Source organism: Enterococcus sp. DIV0236 (assembly GCF_050558525.1).
GTDB lineage: Bacteria > Bacillota > Bacilli > Lactobacillales > Enterococcaceae > Enterococcus > Enterococcus faecalis.
Genome location: NZ_CP187891.1, coordinates 2,768,099 through 2,784,823, shown reverse-complemented (window position 1 = coordinate 2,784,823; position 16,725 = coordinate 2,768,099). Strand labels below are relative to the sequence as shown.

19 protein-coding genes are annotated in these 16,725 nt (G+C 38.4%); 17 read left to right on the top strand and 2 right to left on the bottom strand.

Going from position 1 to position 16,725, the window contains the following annotated elements:
* The first annotated feature begins 522 nt into the window (after positions 1-522).
* The 5 genes from rpmH (at position 523) to IGK27_RS13260 (ending at position 3,735) form a co-directional block, all read left to right on the top strand.
* The gene (rpmH, locus tag IGK27_RS13280) at positions 523-657 is read left to right on the top strand and encodes a 50S ribosomal protein L34 (protein WP_002356012.1); all 135 of its coding nucleotides are present in this window, start codon (positions 523-525) and stop codon (positions 655-657) included.
* Between the two features lie 203 nt (positions 658-860).
* Positions 861-1,217 (top strand): ribonuclease P protein component, encoded by a 357-nt coding sequence (rnpA, locus tag IGK27_RS13275; protein WP_002356011.1) that lies wholly within the window; start codon positions 861-863, stop codon positions 1,215-1,217.
* A complete protein-coding gene (locus IGK27_RS13270) occupies positions 1,217-2,044 on the top strand; it encodes a YidC/Oxa1 family membrane protein insertase (RefSeq protein ID WP_002356010.1) in 828 nt (275 codons plus the stop codon). The genes rnpA and IGK27_RS13270 overlap by 1 nt, the downstream gene beginning before the upstream one ends.
* 14 nt (positions 2,045-2,058) lie before the next feature.
* On the top strand, positions 2,059-2,835 hold the full coding sequence (gene jag / locus IGK27_RS13265) for an RNA-binding cell elongation regulator Jag/EloR (protein WP_002361456.1): 777 nt from the start codon (positions 2,059-2,061) through the stop codon (positions 2,833-2,835).
* Between the two features lie 177 nt (positions 2,836-3,012).
* Positions 3,013-3,735 (top strand): response regulator transcription factor, encoded by a 723-nt coding sequence (locus tag IGK27_RS13260; RefSeq protein WP_002363545.1) that lies wholly within the window; start codon positions 3,013-3,015, stop codon positions 3,733-3,735.
* Between the two features lie 43 nt (positions 3,736-3,778).
* Here IGK27_RS13260 and IGK27_RS13255 read toward each other — a convergent pair whose 3' ends face one another.
* Positions 3,779-4,474, bottom strand: coding sequence for a GntR family transcriptional regulator (locus IGK27_RS13255; protein ID WP_002356006.1), 696 nt, complete (start codon positions 4,472-4,474; stop codon positions 3,779-3,781).
* Between the two features lie 133 nt (positions 4,475-4,607).
* A complete protein-coding gene (locus IGK27_RS13250) occupies positions 4,608-6,005 on the bottom strand; it encodes a CitMHS family transporter (protein WP_002410309.1) in 1,398 nt (465 codons plus the stop codon).
* 403 nt (positions 6,006-6,408) lie between these two features.
* On the opposite strand from IGK27_RS13250, the gene IGK27_RS13245 reads away from it, so the two are divergent.
* The 12 genes from IGK27_RS13245 to citG all read left to right on the top strand — a co-directional run bounded on the left by IGK27_RS13245 (position 6,409) and on the right by citG (position 16,291).
* Positions 6,409-6,771, top strand: coding sequence for a hypothetical protein (locus IGK27_RS13245; protein ID WP_002356004.1), 363 nt, complete (start codon positions 6,409-6,411; stop codon positions 6,769-6,771).
* Positions 6,755-7,156 (top strand): acetyl-CoA carboxylase biotin carboxyl carrier protein subunit, encoded by a 402-nt coding sequence (locus IGK27_RS13240; RefSeq protein ID WP_010830567.1) that lies wholly within the window; start codon positions 6,755-6,757, stop codon positions 7,154-7,156. The genes IGK27_RS13245 and IGK27_RS13240 overlap by 17 nt, the downstream gene beginning before the upstream one ends.
* A 29-nt stretch (positions 7,157-7,185) precedes the next feature.
* Positions 7,186-8,301: a sodium ion-translocating decarboxylase subunit beta gene (locus tag IGK27_RS13235; protein WP_002383526.1), complete on the top strand. Its 1,116-nt coding sequence runs from the start codon at positions 7,186-7,188 to the stop codon at positions 8,299-8,301.
* Positions 8,302-8,322: 21 nt separating this feature from the next.
* The gene (locus tag IGK27_RS13230; RefSeq protein WP_002356001.1) at positions 8,323-8,457 is read left to right on the top strand and encodes an OadG-related small transporter subunit; all 135 of its coding nucleotides are present in this window, start codon (positions 8,323-8,325) and stop codon (positions 8,455-8,457) included.
* Between the two features lie 32 nt (positions 8,458-8,489).
* Entirely contained in the window at positions 8,490-9,482 is a 993-nt protein-coding gene (citC, locus tag IGK27_RS13225) for a [citrate (pro-3S)-lyase] ligase (RefSeq protein ID WP_002378671.1), read from the top strand.
* Between the two features lie 5 nt (positions 9,483-9,487).
* Positions 9,488-9,796 carry a citrate lyase acyl carrier protein gene (gene citD, locus IGK27_RS13220; protein ID WP_002355999.1) on the top strand — a complete coding sequence of 103 codons (309 nt, stop codon included), beginning with the start codon at positions 9,488-9,490 and terminating at the stop codon, positions 9,794-9,796.
* Complete coding sequence (gene citE / locus IGK27_RS13215) at positions 9,784-10,671, top strand: citrate (pro-3S)-lyase subunit beta (RefSeq protein WP_002355998.1); 888 nt, start codon at positions 9,784-9,786, stop codon at positions 10,669-10,671. The genes citD and citE overlap by 13 nt, the downstream gene beginning before the upstream one ends.
* Before the next feature lie 2 nt (positions 10,672-10,673).
* Positions 10,674-12,206, top strand: a complete 1,533-nt coding sequence (citF, locus tag IGK27_RS13210) for a citrate lyase subunit alpha (protein WP_002355996.1) — start codon at positions 10,674-10,676, stop codon at positions 12,204-12,206.
* Positions 12,199-12,735: a citrate lyase holo-[acyl-carrier protein] synthase gene (citX, locus tag IGK27_RS13205; RefSeq protein WP_002403986.1), complete on the top strand. Its 537-nt coding sequence runs from the start codon at positions 12,199-12,201 to the stop codon at positions 12,733-12,735. The genes citF and citX overlap by 8 nt, the downstream gene beginning before the upstream one ends.
* Entirely contained in the window at positions 12,728-14,125 is a 1,398-nt protein-coding gene (locus IGK27_RS13200; RefSeq protein WP_002359205.1) for an oxaloacetate decarboxylase subunit alpha, read from the top strand. Before citX ends, IGK27_RS13200 begins: the two co-directional genes overlap by 8 nt.
* 117 nt (positions 14,126-14,242) lie before the next feature.
* Positions 14,243-15,415, top strand: a complete 1,173-nt coding sequence (locus tag IGK27_RS13195; protein ID WP_033626615.1) for an NAD(P)-dependent malic enzyme — start codon at positions 14,243-14,245, stop codon at positions 15,413-15,415.
* Between the two features lie 6 nt (positions 15,416-15,421).
* A complete protein-coding gene (gene citG / locus IGK27_RS13190; protein WP_033593112.1) occupies positions 15,422-16,291 on the top strand; it encodes a triphosphoribosyl-dephospho-CoA synthase CitG in 870 nt (289 codons plus the stop codon).
* The last annotated feature ends 434 nt before the right edge of the window (positions 16,292-16,725 follow it).

The following is a 16,725-nucleotide window of genomic DNA, read 5'->3' as shown; positions in this document are numbered from 1 at the left end:
ACAGTGACCTCCTATATGTTTAAATTTTGGTTATCTAAAAAATGTGGATAACTTAAAAGAATGAGCATAGTCGATTTTAGCATTTTTTTAAAACTTTTTCCACAAGCAATTGTTCAATGTGGAAAAAAAGTACACAAGGGTGAAAAAAGTTTTCCACAGGTTGTCGACACTTGCGGAAGAAAGTGGTTGCTGAATTAGTTATCCACAAAAAGTTGAGAATAATTAAGCTTGGCACAATCATGTTTCAAGAACTTATCAACAGCTGAAAAAACACCTGTGCAAAACTTTTTAACAGGCTGTTTTTTTGTGTAAAACTAGTGGAAAAATGGCTGTGAACAGAAAAAAATGTGGAAAACTATCCACAAGCTACTCACAGGAAAATTTAATTTGTGGATAATTGAAACGAATCTTTCTCAGGAAATATTTCTTAAATTTTATTGACAAAAGACCCCATTACTCGTTATACTATCAAAGTATGTCTATATATTGATGGATAGTTACAATTTCAGGAGGTGTAATTGCATGAAAAGAACGTATCAACCAAACAAACGTAAACGCCAAAAAGTTCACGGATTCCGTAAACGTATGAGCACTAAAAATGGCCGTCGCGTATTAGCAAGCCGTCGTCGTAAAGGTAGAAAAGTTATTTCTGCTTAATGATGGTCTGGTCTTTTAAACAGTCAATTTCTAAGAACCCTTAGTTATCTCCATAATTTTTTGGAAGATGTGAAGATAACTAAGGGTTCTTTTTCTGTTTTCAATAAAAGAAAGCAGGATTCTATAGAAAAGGCTACTAAAAAAGAGCGGAAATATGCTATTATTATTAAGAAGTAAAAAAATATAGAAACAAAGGGATGCCGATGAAAAAGTCCTACCGTGTCAAGAAAGAAAAAGAATTTCAACAGGTGTTTAATAAAAAACAATCTTGTGCAAATCGTCGTTTCGTGGTGTACGTTTTAGAGAAACCACAACAAGCCCATTTTCGAGTGGGGATTTCTGTTGGGAAGAAAATTGGAAACGCGGTCACAAGAAATGCTGTGAAGCGGAAAATCCGCGCGAGTTTATTTCAATTAAAAGACCGTATCTCTCCAGAAATTGATTTTATCGTGATTGCACGTCCAGGATTGGAAAAATTATCGTCTGAAGAAGTGAAAGCTAATTTAACACATGTGTTAAATTTAGCTAAAATATTAGATGTAAGAGAGGGAATTGAGTAGTGAAGAAGTATAAGCGCTTATTATTAATGGCTGGGTTAGTGACCTTAGTCTTTGTTTTATCCGCCTGCGGAACCGCGCCCGTAAGTGAAAGTAGTACAGGAATTTGGGATCGATACATTGTTTATTATTTTGCCCAAGCGATTAAGTTCCTATCATTAGGCGGCAGTGTCGGAATTGGGATTATCCTATTTACGTTAGTCATCCGGATTATTTTATTGCCGTTGATGCATTTCCAAACGAAGAGTATGCGTAAAACACAAGAGTTGCAACCGCAATTAAAGGCCTTGCAACAAAAATATTCTTCAAAAGATCCTGAAACACAACGCTTATTCCGAGAAGAACAGCAACGTTTGTATGCAGAGAATAATGTGAATCCTTACATTGGCTGTTTACCACTGTTGGTTCAACTACCAATCATGATGGCTTTGTATCAAGCCATTTCACGCGTGCCTGAGTTAAAAGAAGGAACGTTCTTGTGGTTAAGCCTCGATAAGCCGGATCCGTATTTAATTTTACCGATTTTAGCGGCTGTCTTTACGTTTGCTAGTACGTATCTTTCAAGTATGAGCCAACTAGAAACAAATGCCTCACTGAAAATTATGAATTACGTTATGCCAGCGATGATCTTCTTTATGGGGATTTCATTAGCCAGCAGTTTATCTCTTTACTGGGTGGTCTCAAATGCCTTCCAAACAGGGCAAACATTGTTATTAAACAACCCATTCAAAATCCGTAAAGAGCGGGAGGAAGCAGCACGTCAAGCCAAAGCACGGGAGCGAGCGCTTGAACGAGCAAAAAGTCCTAAGAAAAAAGGGAAGAAAAAATAAAGGAGGTCGTTCAGATGCCGATTTATGAAGGAAATACAATCGAAGAAGCAACGCAGAAAGGCTTACAAGCACTTGGTTTAACCAAAGAGGATGTTACAATTGATGTGTTAGACGAAGGAAAAAAAGGATTTTTAGGTCTAGGAAAAAAACTTGCCCAAATTTCAATGGAACCAACGATTAGTGAGCAAGTCACAGAAGCGGTCGAAGAAACAGTGGAAGATATTGTTGTTGCCGATGAAGCAACAGCAGTGGAAGAAGCAGTTGAGGAATTAACCGAAGCAATTCCTAGTCTCTCAGAGGAATCAACACATTCTTTAGAAAATCTGGAAGACGAAGCTGCTATTACTGAATTAGCGATGTATTTAACGAATATTTCAAATGAACTGAACGCCCCTGCCATGGTTCGCATAGCGCGCGAGAATGGCAATATTATCTTCCATTTAGAAACAGAAAAACAAGGTATCTTAATTGGAAAACACGGAAAAGTGTTAAATGCGTTACAGTATTTAGCGCAAGTCTTTATTCACCGCATTGCAAGCAATAAGCTATCGATTGTTGTGAATGTCGGAAATTATCGTGAAAAACGTCATGAAATTTTGGAACGTTTAGCGAAACGCACCGCGGAAAAAGCCAAACGCACTGGGCGGCCAGTCTTCTTGGAACCAATGCCGGCTTTTGAAAGAAAACAAATTCATCACACGCTAAGTAAAGATGAGCAAATCAAAACCCATTCTGAAGGGGATGAACCTTATCGGTATTTAGTGGTTGAACCAGTTAAGAAGTATTTTTAAACAAACAAAGAAACGTTGGCAACTCTCAGCAGGGACTGAATAGTTGCTAACGTTTCTTTGTTAAATGATTTTTTAGCCGTCTCCGTTTCTTTTTTTATGTTATGATAATCAGTAATTACTCCAGTAGTAAATTCAAATGAAAAAGTTTTGTAAAGAGACGTAGGGGGAGCAACAGGTATGCGTACGGAGAAAATACTGGTTGTAGATGATGATGCAGCAGTTCGTCGCTTGATTTGGAAAGCATTACAATCAACAGGTATTCTTATTTACCAAAGTGAATCAATTGAAAAAACAAAAGATATCGTGTCCAGAGTTACCTTTGATTTGTTCATTTTAGATGATAACTTGGAACATGACAGCGATGGTTACTACTTAGTCCAAATGATTAGAGAGAAATATCCACTAGTGCCAATTATCTTTTTTAGTAGCAAAAAAGAAGAAGAGGATATCATTGCAGCCTTGGAAATGGGCGTGGATAGTTATATAACGAAACCTTTTTCCTTGAATGTTTTTAAGGCTCAGGTGATTGCTTCGTTGAATCGAGCTCGAATGATTCGAAAACAATTGAATGTTTATAAAAAAGAAGAGCTACAGGTAGGCGATTTCCGTTTTGATTATGGTCGTTATCAACTATTTAAAAAGGATTTACCTATTTCATTGTCTTCGAAAGAAGTTCAATTAATTCAATTTTTTCTGGAGAATCCCGAGCAAGTATTCTCTAAAGAACAAATTTACAGCAGTGTTTGGGGTACTGGGGATGTCGATGCGAATACGATTATGGTTTTTATTAATCGTTTACGAAGTAAATTAGAAGAAAACCCGAAAGAACCTTGTTACCTTCGGACCGTTTGGGGCATTGGTTATACCTTTACGCCAGATGGTTGCGTACAAAAAAAATGAAAAAAGGCCCGCAGTTGCACGAGCGACTGCGGGCCTTTTTTGATTATTCAATTTGTCGACGTTCCATTTCTTTCAAAATAAATTGAAGCGAACGATTTAGATGTTCATGGGTTAAAAGTGTGATCTGGTCAATATTCTTTGTTTTCATTCCGCGGAAAATTAACCAATGTTCTTCTAGGGCAATACTACGACGTTCTGAGGCACGAATCGCAATATCTCTGAAATAGATTAAGTAAGCATGGAGATCAGTCACAATTTTTTTTAAACGTAGCATCTGACTCTTAGTATAAATAAAGGAATTAAAATCTGAAAAGTTCTGTAGTAAGTCATCTACTTGGTTATTTTTATTGTATTGTTCTCCTTCGAGAAGTAAGGCTTCCAATTCATCAAAATCTTCTGGTGTCATGAGTTCCATGGCTTTAATGGTTGCTAAAGTGTCCAAAGATTTACGAATATCATAAATTTCATAAGCATCTTTCATACTAATCCCTTTAACCACGATACCCACCATAGGTATATGTTCCACCAATTGTTCTTTGACCAATTCTTGTAAAGCAAAGCGAATGGGCGTCCGACTAATGTTTAATTGCTCGGAAAATTCTTTTTCGTTAATCCGTTCACCTGCAGGAATATCCCCTAAAATAATGGTTTTTTTAAAGGCTTCATAGGTACAAATTTTTAGAGGTTTACTGCTGGTTAAATCTAAGTTCCGTTTTACTGCTTCAACCGTTGGATTCATATGAGGCACCTCCCTATAGGTTATTTTTATAGATAATAAATATAATATTAAAAATGAAAATATAACGCAAGAAAAGACAAAATGAAAAGAAAACCGAGGAGAAAAGGTACTCCTACGGTTTCAGCGACGACGTTTAATTTTGTGGAATAAATAAAGGCATGTGACCTAAAGCAACAATTGTAACAACGAAAATAACGAAAATTCCTAAGGCATATTTTGCTGATTCTTTTTGCCATTGGCCCATATCTAAACCAGTTAAACGTAATAGCAAGTAAATAAATGCCACTAATGGACTTAATAAGTGGAACGCTTGCCCCATTAAGGAAGCTAAAGCCATAGACATATTGTCAAATCCATAAGAACGTCCAGCTTCTGCTAGGACTGGTAAGACACCGAAATAGAAACCGTCGTTTGAAATAAAGAATGTTCCTGGTGCTGAAATGAACGCAATCACTAAGCCCCAAGCGCCGGCTAATTGTTTTGGAATAATATTAACAAAGCTATTTGCTAAGGCATTGGCCATACCAGAACCTTGGAATAAGCCCATGAAGACGCCAGCAGCAAAAACTAAGATAACTACTTGCACAGCATCACCAGCATTTGCACTGATACGGCTGCTTTGATCTTTTAATTTTGGATAGTTGATCATTAAAGCGATACAAGTACCAACTAGGAATAATAATAACGGTGGCATTTCAATCCACGAAGGCAAACCTAATTGACCAACGAATGAACTTAGGACTAACCAACCGATTAAGATAATCGTTAAAATACCATTGAATGCAAAATTCTTTGGACGACGAATTTCTAATAACTCAGGATCGTTAACAATAGTCATTTCTTCCAATTCTTTATCAGTAAGTGTTGTCACGCCTAAGCGAGCACGTTCTTTTTTCCCCATGCGATAAGCAACAAAGAAGATAACATACAATACAGATAAAATCATACCAGGTGCTAAATAAGAAAGAATGTCGGCATCAACTTCTAGTACGGCCATGGCACGAGCTGTTGGACCGCCCCAAGGTAATAAGTTCATAATGGTGTTTTGTAAGATAACAAGCACACCTAAATTCATCAATTTCATATTAAGTTTTTTGTAGATGGGAATAAACGCAGAACAGCAAATCAAGGTCGTAGTTGTTCCATCTCCGTTTAAGGAAACAGCAGCAGCAACTACCGCAGTAGCCATCAAGACTTTCATTGGATCGCCTTTAGCAAAGTAAATCATTTTTTTGGTGATTGGGTCAAACAAACCAGCATCCAACATAATAGAGAAGTAAAGAATGGCAAATAATAACATAATACCAGTTTTTGAAGTAGTTGAAATCCCATCTAAGACGAAATTCCCAATGTTGACTTCAGGGACAACACCGTCAGCACCAGGTGGCGGACTCGCTACTCCAGTTGCAATTGCAATCAAAGTAAAAATAAGAGGAATAATTACTAAAGATGTAAACGGTGACAATTTCTTTTTCATGATTACATACATAAAGATGATAATCATACCATAAGCTAAAATAGTGAGTAACATGTTTTTCTTCCTTTCTTTTTTAGAACTTTTTTGTAAGCGTTAACAACCGGTGTTAATAAAAAAGAATAGCCATGAGAAATGTTTCACAGTATTCTGGTTTACAACAAAAAATATTTTTTGTGTTTGTCTATAGTGTGAGAATATACAAACTTTCGCAGAGAATAAATAGCCTAAAACAAAAAGAACATCAAAAAAACAATTCAACAATCAAATTCTTATTAATAACTTAATATAATATTAATAGAATCTTAACGGCTGATAAATGCTTATATACCAATGTTTACAGAGTTTTTTTCACAAAATAAACAATAAAAGAACAATCTGAGCTAGTGTTTTCACTAGGTTTTTTAACGGTTTTTTCTATAATGAACGTATACCAAGAATTAGTGAAAGGAGAGACAATATGGGCCTATTTAAGTCCTTATTCAAGAAAGAGCAACACACACAGGATACCGAGATTAATGAAAGCGTTATCCAACGTGAAGCGGATAACTTGGAAAAGCGATGGATAGATATACCAGCATATATTCCTGCTGAGCCAAAAGAATATCAATTGGTAAGTATTGTGGCCACTGCCATCGCAGCAGGAGAGTTTCCAGAAAGTCGTTTTGTTATCAAAAAAATCGCAAAACGAAATCCAGAAGCAAAAGAAGTTGCCATTATTGCAGCCAGTATAGCTGCAGAGCTTTCAGAAGAGTCTCAGCTAGTTGTCAAAAGAATTTCAAAACAAAACCTTGAGGAGGATCATTATGTTACGCAAATTTAAAATTTCAATTGATGGGAAAGAATATTTAGTCGAGATGGAAGAAATCGGTGGCGTCCCACAACCAGCACCTGTTGCGCCACAACCAACAGCGCCAGTTGCTACGACAGAAATACCAGCCCCTGCTGTTGAAGAAGCCCCAGCGCCAGCAGCACAGCCAGCCGCCCCAGCAGGAGCAGATGCAATGCCTGCGCCAATGCCAGGAACTGTGTTAAAAGTATTAGTCAATGTTGGTGATACGGTGTCTGAGAACCAACCATTGTTAATTTTAGAAGCAATGAAGATGGAAAATGAAATCGTTGCAGGAAAAGCAGGTACGGTAACAGGAATTCATGTTACCCAAGGCCAAATTGTGAATCCAGGGGAACCATTAATAACAATTAACTAGAATTAATTTAAGAAGAGGAAGTGATTTGTGTGGAGACACTGATTCAAGGTGTTATAGGAATGGGCCAAGAACCAGGACGCATTGTGATGATGCTGATTGGTGGACTATTAATGTATTTAGGAATAAAAAAAGAGTATGAACCAACACTTTTAGTGCCGATGGGTTTAGGAACGATTTTAGTGAACTTTCCTAATTCCGGCGTATTGAGCGCTGGCGGCGAGCCAGGTCCGTTTAATGTTCTTTTTGATTTTGGAATAAAAACAGAATTATTCCCGTTATTATTATTTATTGGGATTGGGGCAATGATTGATTTCGGTCCATTGTTACAAAATCCGTTTATGTTGATGTTTGGTGCCGCTGCACAGTTTGGGATTTTCTTTACAGTTATTATGGCTGTTTTATTAGGTTTTGATTTAAACGATGCTGCTTCGATTGGGATTATTGGTGCCGCTGATGGTCCAACGTCTATTTTCGTAGCAAATACCTTACATTCAAAATACATGGGGGCCATAATGGTTGCCGCTTACTCCTACATGGCGTTAGTTCCGATTATTCAACCAGTAGCGATTAAAGCAGTGACGACGAAAGCCGAACGTCGTATCCGTATGACTTATCGGGCCGGTGAAGTTTCTCAAACAGCGAAAATTCTTTTCCCGGTTGTTATTACGATTGTCGCAGGGTTAATTGCGCCGGTGTCATTACCATTAGTTGGTTTCTTAATGTTTGGGAACTTATTAAGAGAATGTGGCGTTTTGGATCGTTTATCCATTACAGCTCAAAATGAATTGGTAAATATTATTAGTATCTTGCTAGGACTATCTATTTCCGTTAGCATGAACTATGCAGAGTTCTTAAAAGTCGATACATTGATGGTTATTGGCTTAGGGTTAGTCGCCTTTATTATGGACTCAGTCGGCGGCGTGCTTTTTGCTAAATTCTTGAATTTATTTAGAAAAGAAAAAATCAATCCCATGATTGGTGCTGCGGGTATTTCCGCTTTCCCAATGTCTAGTCGGGTCATTCAAAAAATGGCTACAGATGAAGACCCACAAAACTTTATTTTAATGCATGCTGCTGGTGCCAACGTTTCAGGACAAATCGCTTCTGTAATTGCTGGTGGCTTACTATTAGCCTTTTTAACATAGGACAGAAAGGAGAACGAATACATGTCTGTTAACATGGAAGATTTAAAAATTGCTTTTGAACTGTTAGGTTTTGGTTGGGGCGGCGTTTTCGTTGTTTTATTTATCATTTATCTAGCATCTAAATTACTAACAAAATTATTTCCAATTAAAAAATAAAGGAGGTTATTGCTGTGAGCAGCGTATATACAATGAAAAGAATCTGGTTGCAAAAAGATAAAAAAGCTTATCAAGCTTGGCGCGAATTAATGGAAAAAGCCGAATTGCAAACGACAGAAGCACTTGATTACACCGTTGGCATATATGATGACACAGCATTAATCGCCTCTGGCTCGCTTTCAGGCAAAACGATTAAGTGCGTGGCCGTTTGTAAAAAATATCAATCTGAAAATTTGTTAACCCAATTGGTGGTTCATCTACTTGAAAAACTGAGAGAAGAAAACCAATTACACAGTTTTTTGTATACAAAACCAAAAAATGAACAAATTTTTCAGTCGCTAGGCTTTCAAAAAGTGGTTGCGAATCAAGAGGTGCTATTTATGGAGCAAGGCAAACCAGATTTTGCCGATTATCTTGGTTACCTGACACAGCATAAAAAAGCAGGGCCAGCCAGTAGCATTGTCATGAATGCAAATCCTTTTACGAAAGGCCATCAGTACTTAGTCGAAAAAGCAGCCCAAGAAAGTCCGCACGTTTATGTGTTTGTTTTATCTGAAGATAAATCGCTATTTTCAAAAGAAGCACGTTTCGCAATGGTGCAAAAAGGGGTCGCCCATTTACCCAATGTGACAGTCCTATCTACAGAAGATTACTTAGTTTCGTCTGCGACTTTTCCTACCTATTTTTTGAAAGAAAAAGCGCCATTAGAGGTAGCTGCAATTCAAGCAACGCTTGATGCAACGTTATTTAAAGAAAGAATTGCGCCAATACTTGAAATTCAGCAACGTTATGTGGGAGAAGAGCCTTATTCAGAAGTGACCGCTGTCTACAATCAAGCAATGCAACAAGTTTTCGGACAAACGATAACGCTAACCATTGTCCCGCGATTAGCGAGTGATGGAGAGCTGATTAGTGCGACGAAAGTTCGCAAAGCGATGGCTGAAGGCGACAAAGAGACACTCAAGAAGTTTTTACCAGCAACAAGTTATCAATACTTAGTAGAACACAAGAAACTAATGAGGTGAAGAAAGTGAAGATTATCAAAAATGCTACTGCAGGGACAGTAGAATCAAGTGATATTATGATTACCGTCCAACCCATTGAATCAACAGAAAATACCATTGAATTAGAAAGTAGTGTCGAAAAACAATTTGGCAATCAAATTCGTCAGGTGATTACGACAACTTTGGAACATTTAGATGTCCAAGGCGTTGCGGTCAAGGCGATTGATAAAGGGGCATTAGATTGTACGATCAAAGCTCGGATGATTACAGTTTTACATCGAGGCGCTGAAAAAGAAACGTATGATTGGAAGGAGTTGGACTCATGGAACGTTTAAGAAGAACAATGATGTTTGTCCCTGGAGCGAACGCAGCAATGCTAAGAGATGCACCTTTGTATGGGGCAGATTCAATCATGTTTGATTTAGAAGATGCAGTTTCATTAAAAGAAAAAGACTCTGCCCGTGTTTTAGTCCATTCTGCTTTGAAAACTTTCGATTATGGCAATATTGAAATTGTTGTTCGAATCAATGCTTTAGATGCCGGTGGCGCAGAAGATATTGAAGCAATGGTCTTAGCTGGTGTCGATGTGATTCGTTTACCAAAAACAGAAACAGCCCAAGATATCATTGATGTCGAGGCAGTCATTACAGAAGTAGAACAGCAAAATGACATTCCCGTAGGAACAACGAAAATGATGGCTGCTATCGAATCGGCTGAAGGTGTTCTAAATGCGCCCGCGATTGCCAAAAGTTCAACTCGATTGATTGGCATCGCGTTAGGCGCCGAAGACTATGTTACCAATATGAAAACACGCCGCCATCCAGATGGCCAAGAACTATTCTTTGCTCGTAGCATGATTTTACATGCCGCTCGAGCAGCTGGGATTGCAGCTATTGATACGGTCTATTCAGATGTAGACAATACGGAAGGCTTTGAAGCCGAAGTTCGTTTGATTAAACAGCTAGGTTTCGATGGGAAATCGGTGATTAACCCTCGTCAAATCCCATTAGTTAATACTATTTATGCGCCAACAGAAAAAGAAATCCAGAATGCTAAGGAAGTAATCTGGGGCATTCGGGAAGCCGAAGCAAAAGGTTCCGGTGTTATCTCCGTAAATGGAAAAATGGTTGATAAACCAATTGTTGAACGAGCTGAACGGGTCATTGCGTTAGCATTGGCGGCTAAATTAATTACCGAGGAGGAAATATAGACATGGTAGTAAATAAAGTAGGCAAAGACATTCCTCAATCTTATGCAGAGCAATATGGCATTTATGAAGGAGAATTAGCACACATTGATGCTTATCAAGAAGCGAGCCGAGCAATTAAACCAGTGAAACCTCGGGAGACAAAACTTTTAGGAAGTATTCGTGAAGCAATTGAAAAAACAGGGTTGAAAGATGGCATGACCATCTCTTTCCATCACCATTTCCGTGAAGGAGACTATGTGATGAATTTAGTTTTAGCCGAGATTGCCGCCATGGGGCTGAAAAACATTTCGATTGCACCTAGTTCAATTGCAAATGTTCATGAACCTTTGATCGAACACATTAAAAATGGAGTAGTCACCAACATTACTTCTTCAGGTTTGAGAGATAAAGTAGGCGCCGCTATTTCAGCAGGTATAATGGAAAATCCTGTGGTGATTCGTTCACATGGTGGCCGGGCACGGGCAGTAGCAGCAGGCGATATCCATATTGATGTAGCTTTCTTAGGTGCACCAAGTTCAGACGCTTATGGAAATGCGAATGGAACCAAAGGAAAAGCTACCTGTGGTTCTCTTGGATATGCGATGGTCGATGCAAAATATGCGGATCAAGTGGTCATCATTACTGACACATTAGTACCATATCCTAATACCCCTATTAGTATTCCACAAACAGATGTTGATTATGTGGTAGAAATTGATGCAATTGGTGATCCAGATGGAATTGCCAAAGGCGCGACACGTTTTACAAAGAATCCTAAAGAATTATTGATTGCTGAATATGCCGCAAAAATAATTACACATTCTCCTTACTACAAAGAAGGCTTCTCATTCCAAACAGGAACAGGTGGCTCTTCACTAGCAGTTACGCGGTTCATGAGAGAACAAATGCTTAAAGATGGCATTAAAGCAAGTTTCGCTTTAGGCGGAATTACGAATGCAATGGTGGAACTTTTGGAAGAAGGTTTAGTAGAAAAAATTATTGACGTCCAAGACTTTGATCATCCATCAGCTATTTCTTTAGGAGAAAATGCCAATCATTATGAAATTGATGCCAATATGTATGCTTCACCGCTTAGCAAAGGGGCGGTTATTAATCAATTAGATACAGCTATTTTATCTGCTTTAGAAGTGGACACAGATTTTAATGTAAATGTCATTACTGGTTCAGATGGTGTCATCCGTGGTGCTTCTGGCGGACATTCCGATACAAGTATGGCTTGTAAAATGAGTCTAGTGATTGCACCACTTGTGCGTGGACGGATTCCAACAATCGTTGAGCAAGTAAATACAGTCGTTACACCAGGTACGAGTGTCGATGTCGTAGTAACAGAAGTCGGCATTGCAATCAATCCAAAAAGAACAGACTTAATTGATTGTTTTAAAACCTTAGATGTTCCTCAGTTTACGTTAGAAGAGTTGAAAGACAAAGCCTACAACATTGTTGGCACCCCGGAACCAATTAAATATGGAGACAAAGTCGTTGCGTTAATTGAATACCGAGATGGTAGTCTAATTGATGTGGTACGCAATGTTTAATGGGGAAAAAGTAACACTTTTAGAGATGTTGGATGCTCGCGAACAAAGAGCTGCCACACAGAAGGAGTTGTTAGAAACAGCACCAGAAGCTAGTCTCTTATCTGCCACAATGAATATTCCTGGAGAAGTAAAAAATTCGCCCACCTTAACGGCTGTTTTTTTAGAAGTAATTGACGAAGTCGAGCAACAATTGCTGGATCAAGTACCGATTGTTAATTTTTACCGGAATGAAAAAACAGGGCCTGAATATTATTTGGCGGTTTCGTTAGCCCCACAAGAATTAAAACAAAGAATGGTCAAAATTGAAGAAACACATCCTTATGGTCGTTTAGTGGACCTAGATGTTTTATGGGGAAATAAAGAACTAAAAAGCCTTCATCGAGGAGATTTAGGCTTGCCACCACGGCGCTGTTTTATGTGCCAAGAAGAGGCGAAAGTCTGTGGACGAAATCGACGTCACAGTCTTGAAGCAATGCAAGAAAAAATAACAGAAATAATTTTGACACGAAAGGAGCAGCCAAGTGAGTAAAAAAATTCGTTTTACAGAAACGGTGCTACGGGATGGACAACAAAGTTTAATTGCAACACGGATGCCAACCTCAGATATGCTGCCGATTATTAAAACAATGGACGAGGCAGGATTTCATGCATTAGAAATGTGGGGCGGGGCAACGTTTGATTCCTGTGTCCGCTATTTAAACGAGGATCCTTGGGAACGTCTTCGCCAAATTCGCAAAGAAGTTAAAAATACCAAACTTCAAATGTTATTACGAGGACAAAATTTACTAGGATATCGTCATTACGCTGATGATGTGGTGCGGGCCTTTGTCGAAAAATCAGTTGAAAATGGGATTGATATTATTCGTATTTTCGATGCCTTGAATGATGTCCGTAATTTACAAACAGCAATTCAAACAACAAAAGAAGCTGGCGGACACTGTCAAGCAGCGATTTCTTATACCACGAGTGAAATTCATACCATCGATTACTTTGTAAAATTAGCCAAAGAATTAAGTCAAACAGGAGCGGATTCCATTTGTATTAAGGACATGGCAGGCGTTTTGACGCCACAAACTGGTTTTGAATTAGTGAGCAAAATGAAAGATGCCATTGATTTACCTTTAGAGGTGCATACGCATGCGACTAGTGGTATTTCTGAGATGACCTATTTAAAAGTTGCTGAAGCAGGTGCGGATATCATCGATACAGCTATCTCTTCTTTCGCTGGCGGTACGAGTCAACCAGCCACAGAATCTGTAGCCATTGCGTTAGAAGATTTAGGCTTTGAAACAGGTTTAAATATGGAAAAAGTAACAGAGATTGCTGACTATTTCAATCCGATTCGTGATCGCTTTAGAAGTGAAGGCATTTTAAACCCTAAAGTTAAAGATACGGAACCGAAAACCTTGATTTATCAAGTACCTGGTGGTATGTTATCAAACTTATTAAGTCAATTAACGGAGCAAGGTTTACAAGACAAATATGAAGAAGTTTTAGCTGAAGTACCTAAAGTAAGAGCGGATTTAGGGTACCCACCACTAGTTACGCCGCTTTCACAAATGGTTGGAACACAAGCCTTAATGAATGTGATTTCTGGGGAAAGATATTCCTTAATACCGAATGAAATCAAAGATTATGTGCGCGGAGAATACGGCAAATCACCAGCACCTATCGCAGAAGAGATTAAGCAAAAAATCATTGGGGATGAAGAGGTAATCACTTGTCGACCAGCGGATTTATTGAAACCAGAGTTGCATAGTTTAGAAAATGAAATCCAACAATATGCAAAATCTGAAGAGGATGTCCTATTATATGCGATGTTCCCACAACAAGGAAAAGACTTTTTAGGACGTCGCGAAGATCCTTTTTACGATGTACCGTTACAGAAAGTGACAGTCAAACTTGACTTGCCAGAATAGAACGGGCAAGTGCTCCGCAAATGTATAAAGAAGCAAGGGTTTGAGCGACGATAACGGTTGTTCAAACCCTTGCTTCATCAAATAGAAAAAAGGCAGCCCGTGAAAGGAAGTGACAATGTGTTAGAAGAAGTTCTAGCAATTCATCAAAAAAATATTGGTGTGCTAAGTCTTGAAGCAACAGAAGCGGTATTAAACCATCATGATTTAGCCAAAATGTATACACCTGGTGTCGCAGAATTGAGTTTAATGATTGCCCAAAATCATGAATTAGCGCGCGAGTGGACCATTAGTGGTAAGTTAATTGCGGTTATTACAGATGGATCAGCTGTTCTGGGTCTCGGCAATATGGGCACGCAAGCGGGCTTGCCAATTGTTGAAGGCAAAGCTTTACTTTATAAAAATTTGGCGGGGGTCGATGCTATTCCTTTAGCACTGGAACAAAAATCAGTGGACGAGATGGTTCAAACAATTGAAAATTTACAAAATAGTTTTGCAGGAATCCATTTAGAAGATATTTCTGCACCAAAATGTTTTGAAATTGAAGAAAAACTTCAACAACGTTTGAACATTCCTGTGTATCATGATGACCAAGAAGGCACAGCCATTGTCGTTTTAGCTGGGCTAATCAACGCAGCCAAAATTAAAGGAAAACCTTTAAATGAATTACGTGTGGTGATTAACGGAGTTGGTGCTTCTGGTGTAGCGACCGCTAAGTTATGTATTCAAGCGGGGATTACGCATCTCACCTTAGTAGATCGCCAAGGTGTTTTAAGAGAAGAAGACCCGACATTGAATCCTTACCAACGTGCTTTGCTTCGACAGGTAATAAAACCATCAGTAGAAAACAAAGATTTAGCCACCGCTGTCGTCAATCAGGATGTTTTTTTAGGCTTATCAGAAGCGGATGTGCTAACGCCAGCCCTGATTAAATCAATGAACCAAGACCCAATTATCTTTGCTTTAGCAAATCCTAAACCAGAAATTGAACCAGCCCTCGCCCAAGCCAATGGCGTCCGTTTATTAGCAACTGGTTCTTCCAAATATCCGAATCAAGTGAACAACATTTTAGCTTTTCCAGGTCTTTTTAAAGGGTTATTGGCAGCGAGAGGCAGAAAAGTCGATGTCGGTTTGCAAATGACAGTAGCACGAAGCTTGGCCGCTATGATTTCAGAACCCACAGTAGAAAAATTCATACCTAATGTATTTGATGGCGGCGTAGTTGACACGGTTTTTAATGCTGTACTAGACTATATAAAACAAGAAAAGACCACGGCAGAAGAAGGGACGTAAAAGGCAATGACAAAGCAAGCAAGGAGTAAATTAGCGCAGCAAGCACAATTGGCACTACTCTATGAAGTGACCTGTTTAAATAAACCAGGCTTGGTGGATCCAGTCGATGCAGGCGCCCATCAAGATATGGATGTTTTCACTTTTTTAGAAAGTAGTGTGGTTTTGACTCCTTATTTTGAAACCTTCGTTCAAGCTGGGACAGAGCTACGTCATTTGCCGATTGAGGCAACATTTCGCGCAATTCGACAAGTTGGTTTAGAAGCAGAACGAGCGATGTTTGAGGCAACAGAAGGTATCAATACACATAAAGGAGCGATTTTTTCTCTAGGTATTTTTTTAGCTGTCTGTGGTCGTCTAATGATTTGGGAGACCCCTTGCACCTTACAATTGTTTCAACAAACGCTTCAAACAATGACGCAAGACTTACTGGCCGACTTTGAAAACCTCGCTACGAATGAGCTAGAAAAACTAACTTGGGGTGAACGACTATTTGTTCAGCATGGCTTGACTGGAATCCGTGGTGAGGCGCAACAAGGTTATCCCGCTGTCTTTGAACAGGGAGTGCCTTATTATCAAAAACATCAAGGCACACAACAACAAAAACTCATTGATACGCTCCTTTATTTATCGCTCTATGTTGAGGATACGAATTTGATTAAACGAAGTCAAAATGTCCAAATTTTTGAAATATATCAACCGTTAATCCAGGAATATTTTGCTTCAGGGGGGACACAAACGTTACGGGGAACCCTTTGTTTAGAAAGATTGAATCACTTATTCAAAGAAAAAAATTGGAGTATTGGTGGCAGTGCAGATGCTTTAATTTTGGTGGTGTTTTTAGATAAACTAATGAAATTAAATTGGCTGACCCCTTAATTAAAAAGATAGTTACAACGCTGATTTGGTCAGTTATTTTGACCTTATATGCTTATGGAAAGGTCTCAAGAGAATTCAAGAAAGCGATTGACAAATACCACGAAACACAGTATATTTTATTACGAAATCATTCTTATCAGAGTATACAAATACGATGATAAACAGTTGAAGCGAATCTTGATTTGCTTTTCCTAAACCTGATTCTTTTAGAATCAGGTTTTTGTTTATCTAAAAGGCGGCATTCGTTCAAAAACGGCTGTCGCCTTTTTTTATGAAATTTTTTTAATATAAAAAAATTCATAAAAAAATCTTAAAAACAGAAAAAATTGTTATAGATTAGAGTCATTTTTTTGATGTAAAGTTTTTATGACTTACAGCCATAAAATTGATAAAAACAGTCAAAGAAGCAGAAAAAATAATAGTGGAATTTCTCA

Excerpts from the sequence above, each read along its gene's own strand:
- citX (WP_002403986.1), top strand. The coding sequence starts at position 12,199 with ATGTTTAATGGGGAAAAAGTAACACTTTTAGAGATGTTGGATGCTCGC.
- rnpA (WP_002356011.1), top strand. The coding sequence starts at position 861 with ATGAAAAAGTCCTACCGTGTCAAGAAAGAAAAAGAATTTCAACAGGTG.
- IGK27_RS13240 (WP_010830567.1), top strand. The coding sequence starts at position 6,755 with ATGTTACGCAAATTTAAAATTTCAATTGATGGGAAAGAATATTTAGTC.
- citC (WP_002378671.1), top strand. The coding sequence starts at position 8,490 with ATGAAAAGAATCTGGTTGCAAAAAGATAAAAAAGCTTATCAAGCTTGG.
- citE (WP_002355998.1), top strand. The coding sequence starts at position 9,784 with ATGGAACGTTTAAGAAGAACAATGATGTTTGTCCCTGGAGCGAACGCA.
- IGK27_RS13250 (WP_002410309.1), bottom strand. The coding sequence starts at position 6,005 with ATGTTACTCACTATTTTAGCTTATGGTATGATTATCATCTTTATGTAT.
- citF (WP_002355996.1), top strand. The coding sequence starts at position 10,674 with ATGGTAGTAAATAAAGTAGGCAAAGACATTCCTCAATCTTATGCAGAG.
- IGK27_RS13245 (WP_002356004.1), top strand. The coding sequence starts at position 6,409 with ATGGGCCTATTTAAGTCCTTATTCAAGAAAGAGCAACACACACAGGAT.
- citG (WP_033593112.1), top strand. The coding sequence starts at position 15,422 with ATGACAAAGCAAGCAAGGAGTAAATTAGCGCAGCAAGCACAATTGGCA.
- IGK27_RS13260 (WP_002363545.1), top strand. The coding sequence starts at position 3,013 with ATGCGTACGGAGAAAATACTGGTTGTAGATGATGATGCAGCAGTTCGT.
- rpmH (WP_002356012.1), top strand. The coding sequence starts at position 523 with ATGAAAAGAACGTATCAACCAAACAAACGTAAACGCCAAAAAGTTCAC.
- IGK27_RS13230 (WP_002356001.1), top strand. The coding sequence starts at position 8,323 with ATGTCTGTTAACATGGAAGATTTAAAAATTGCTTTTGAACTGTTAGGT.
- jag (WP_002361456.1), top strand. The coding sequence starts at position 2,059 with ATGCCGATTTATGAAGGAAATACAATCGAAGAAGCAACGCAGAAAGGC.
- IGK27_RS13255 (WP_002356006.1), bottom strand. The coding sequence starts at position 4,474 with ATGAATCCAACGGTTGAAGCAGTAAAACGGAACTTAGATTTAACCAGC.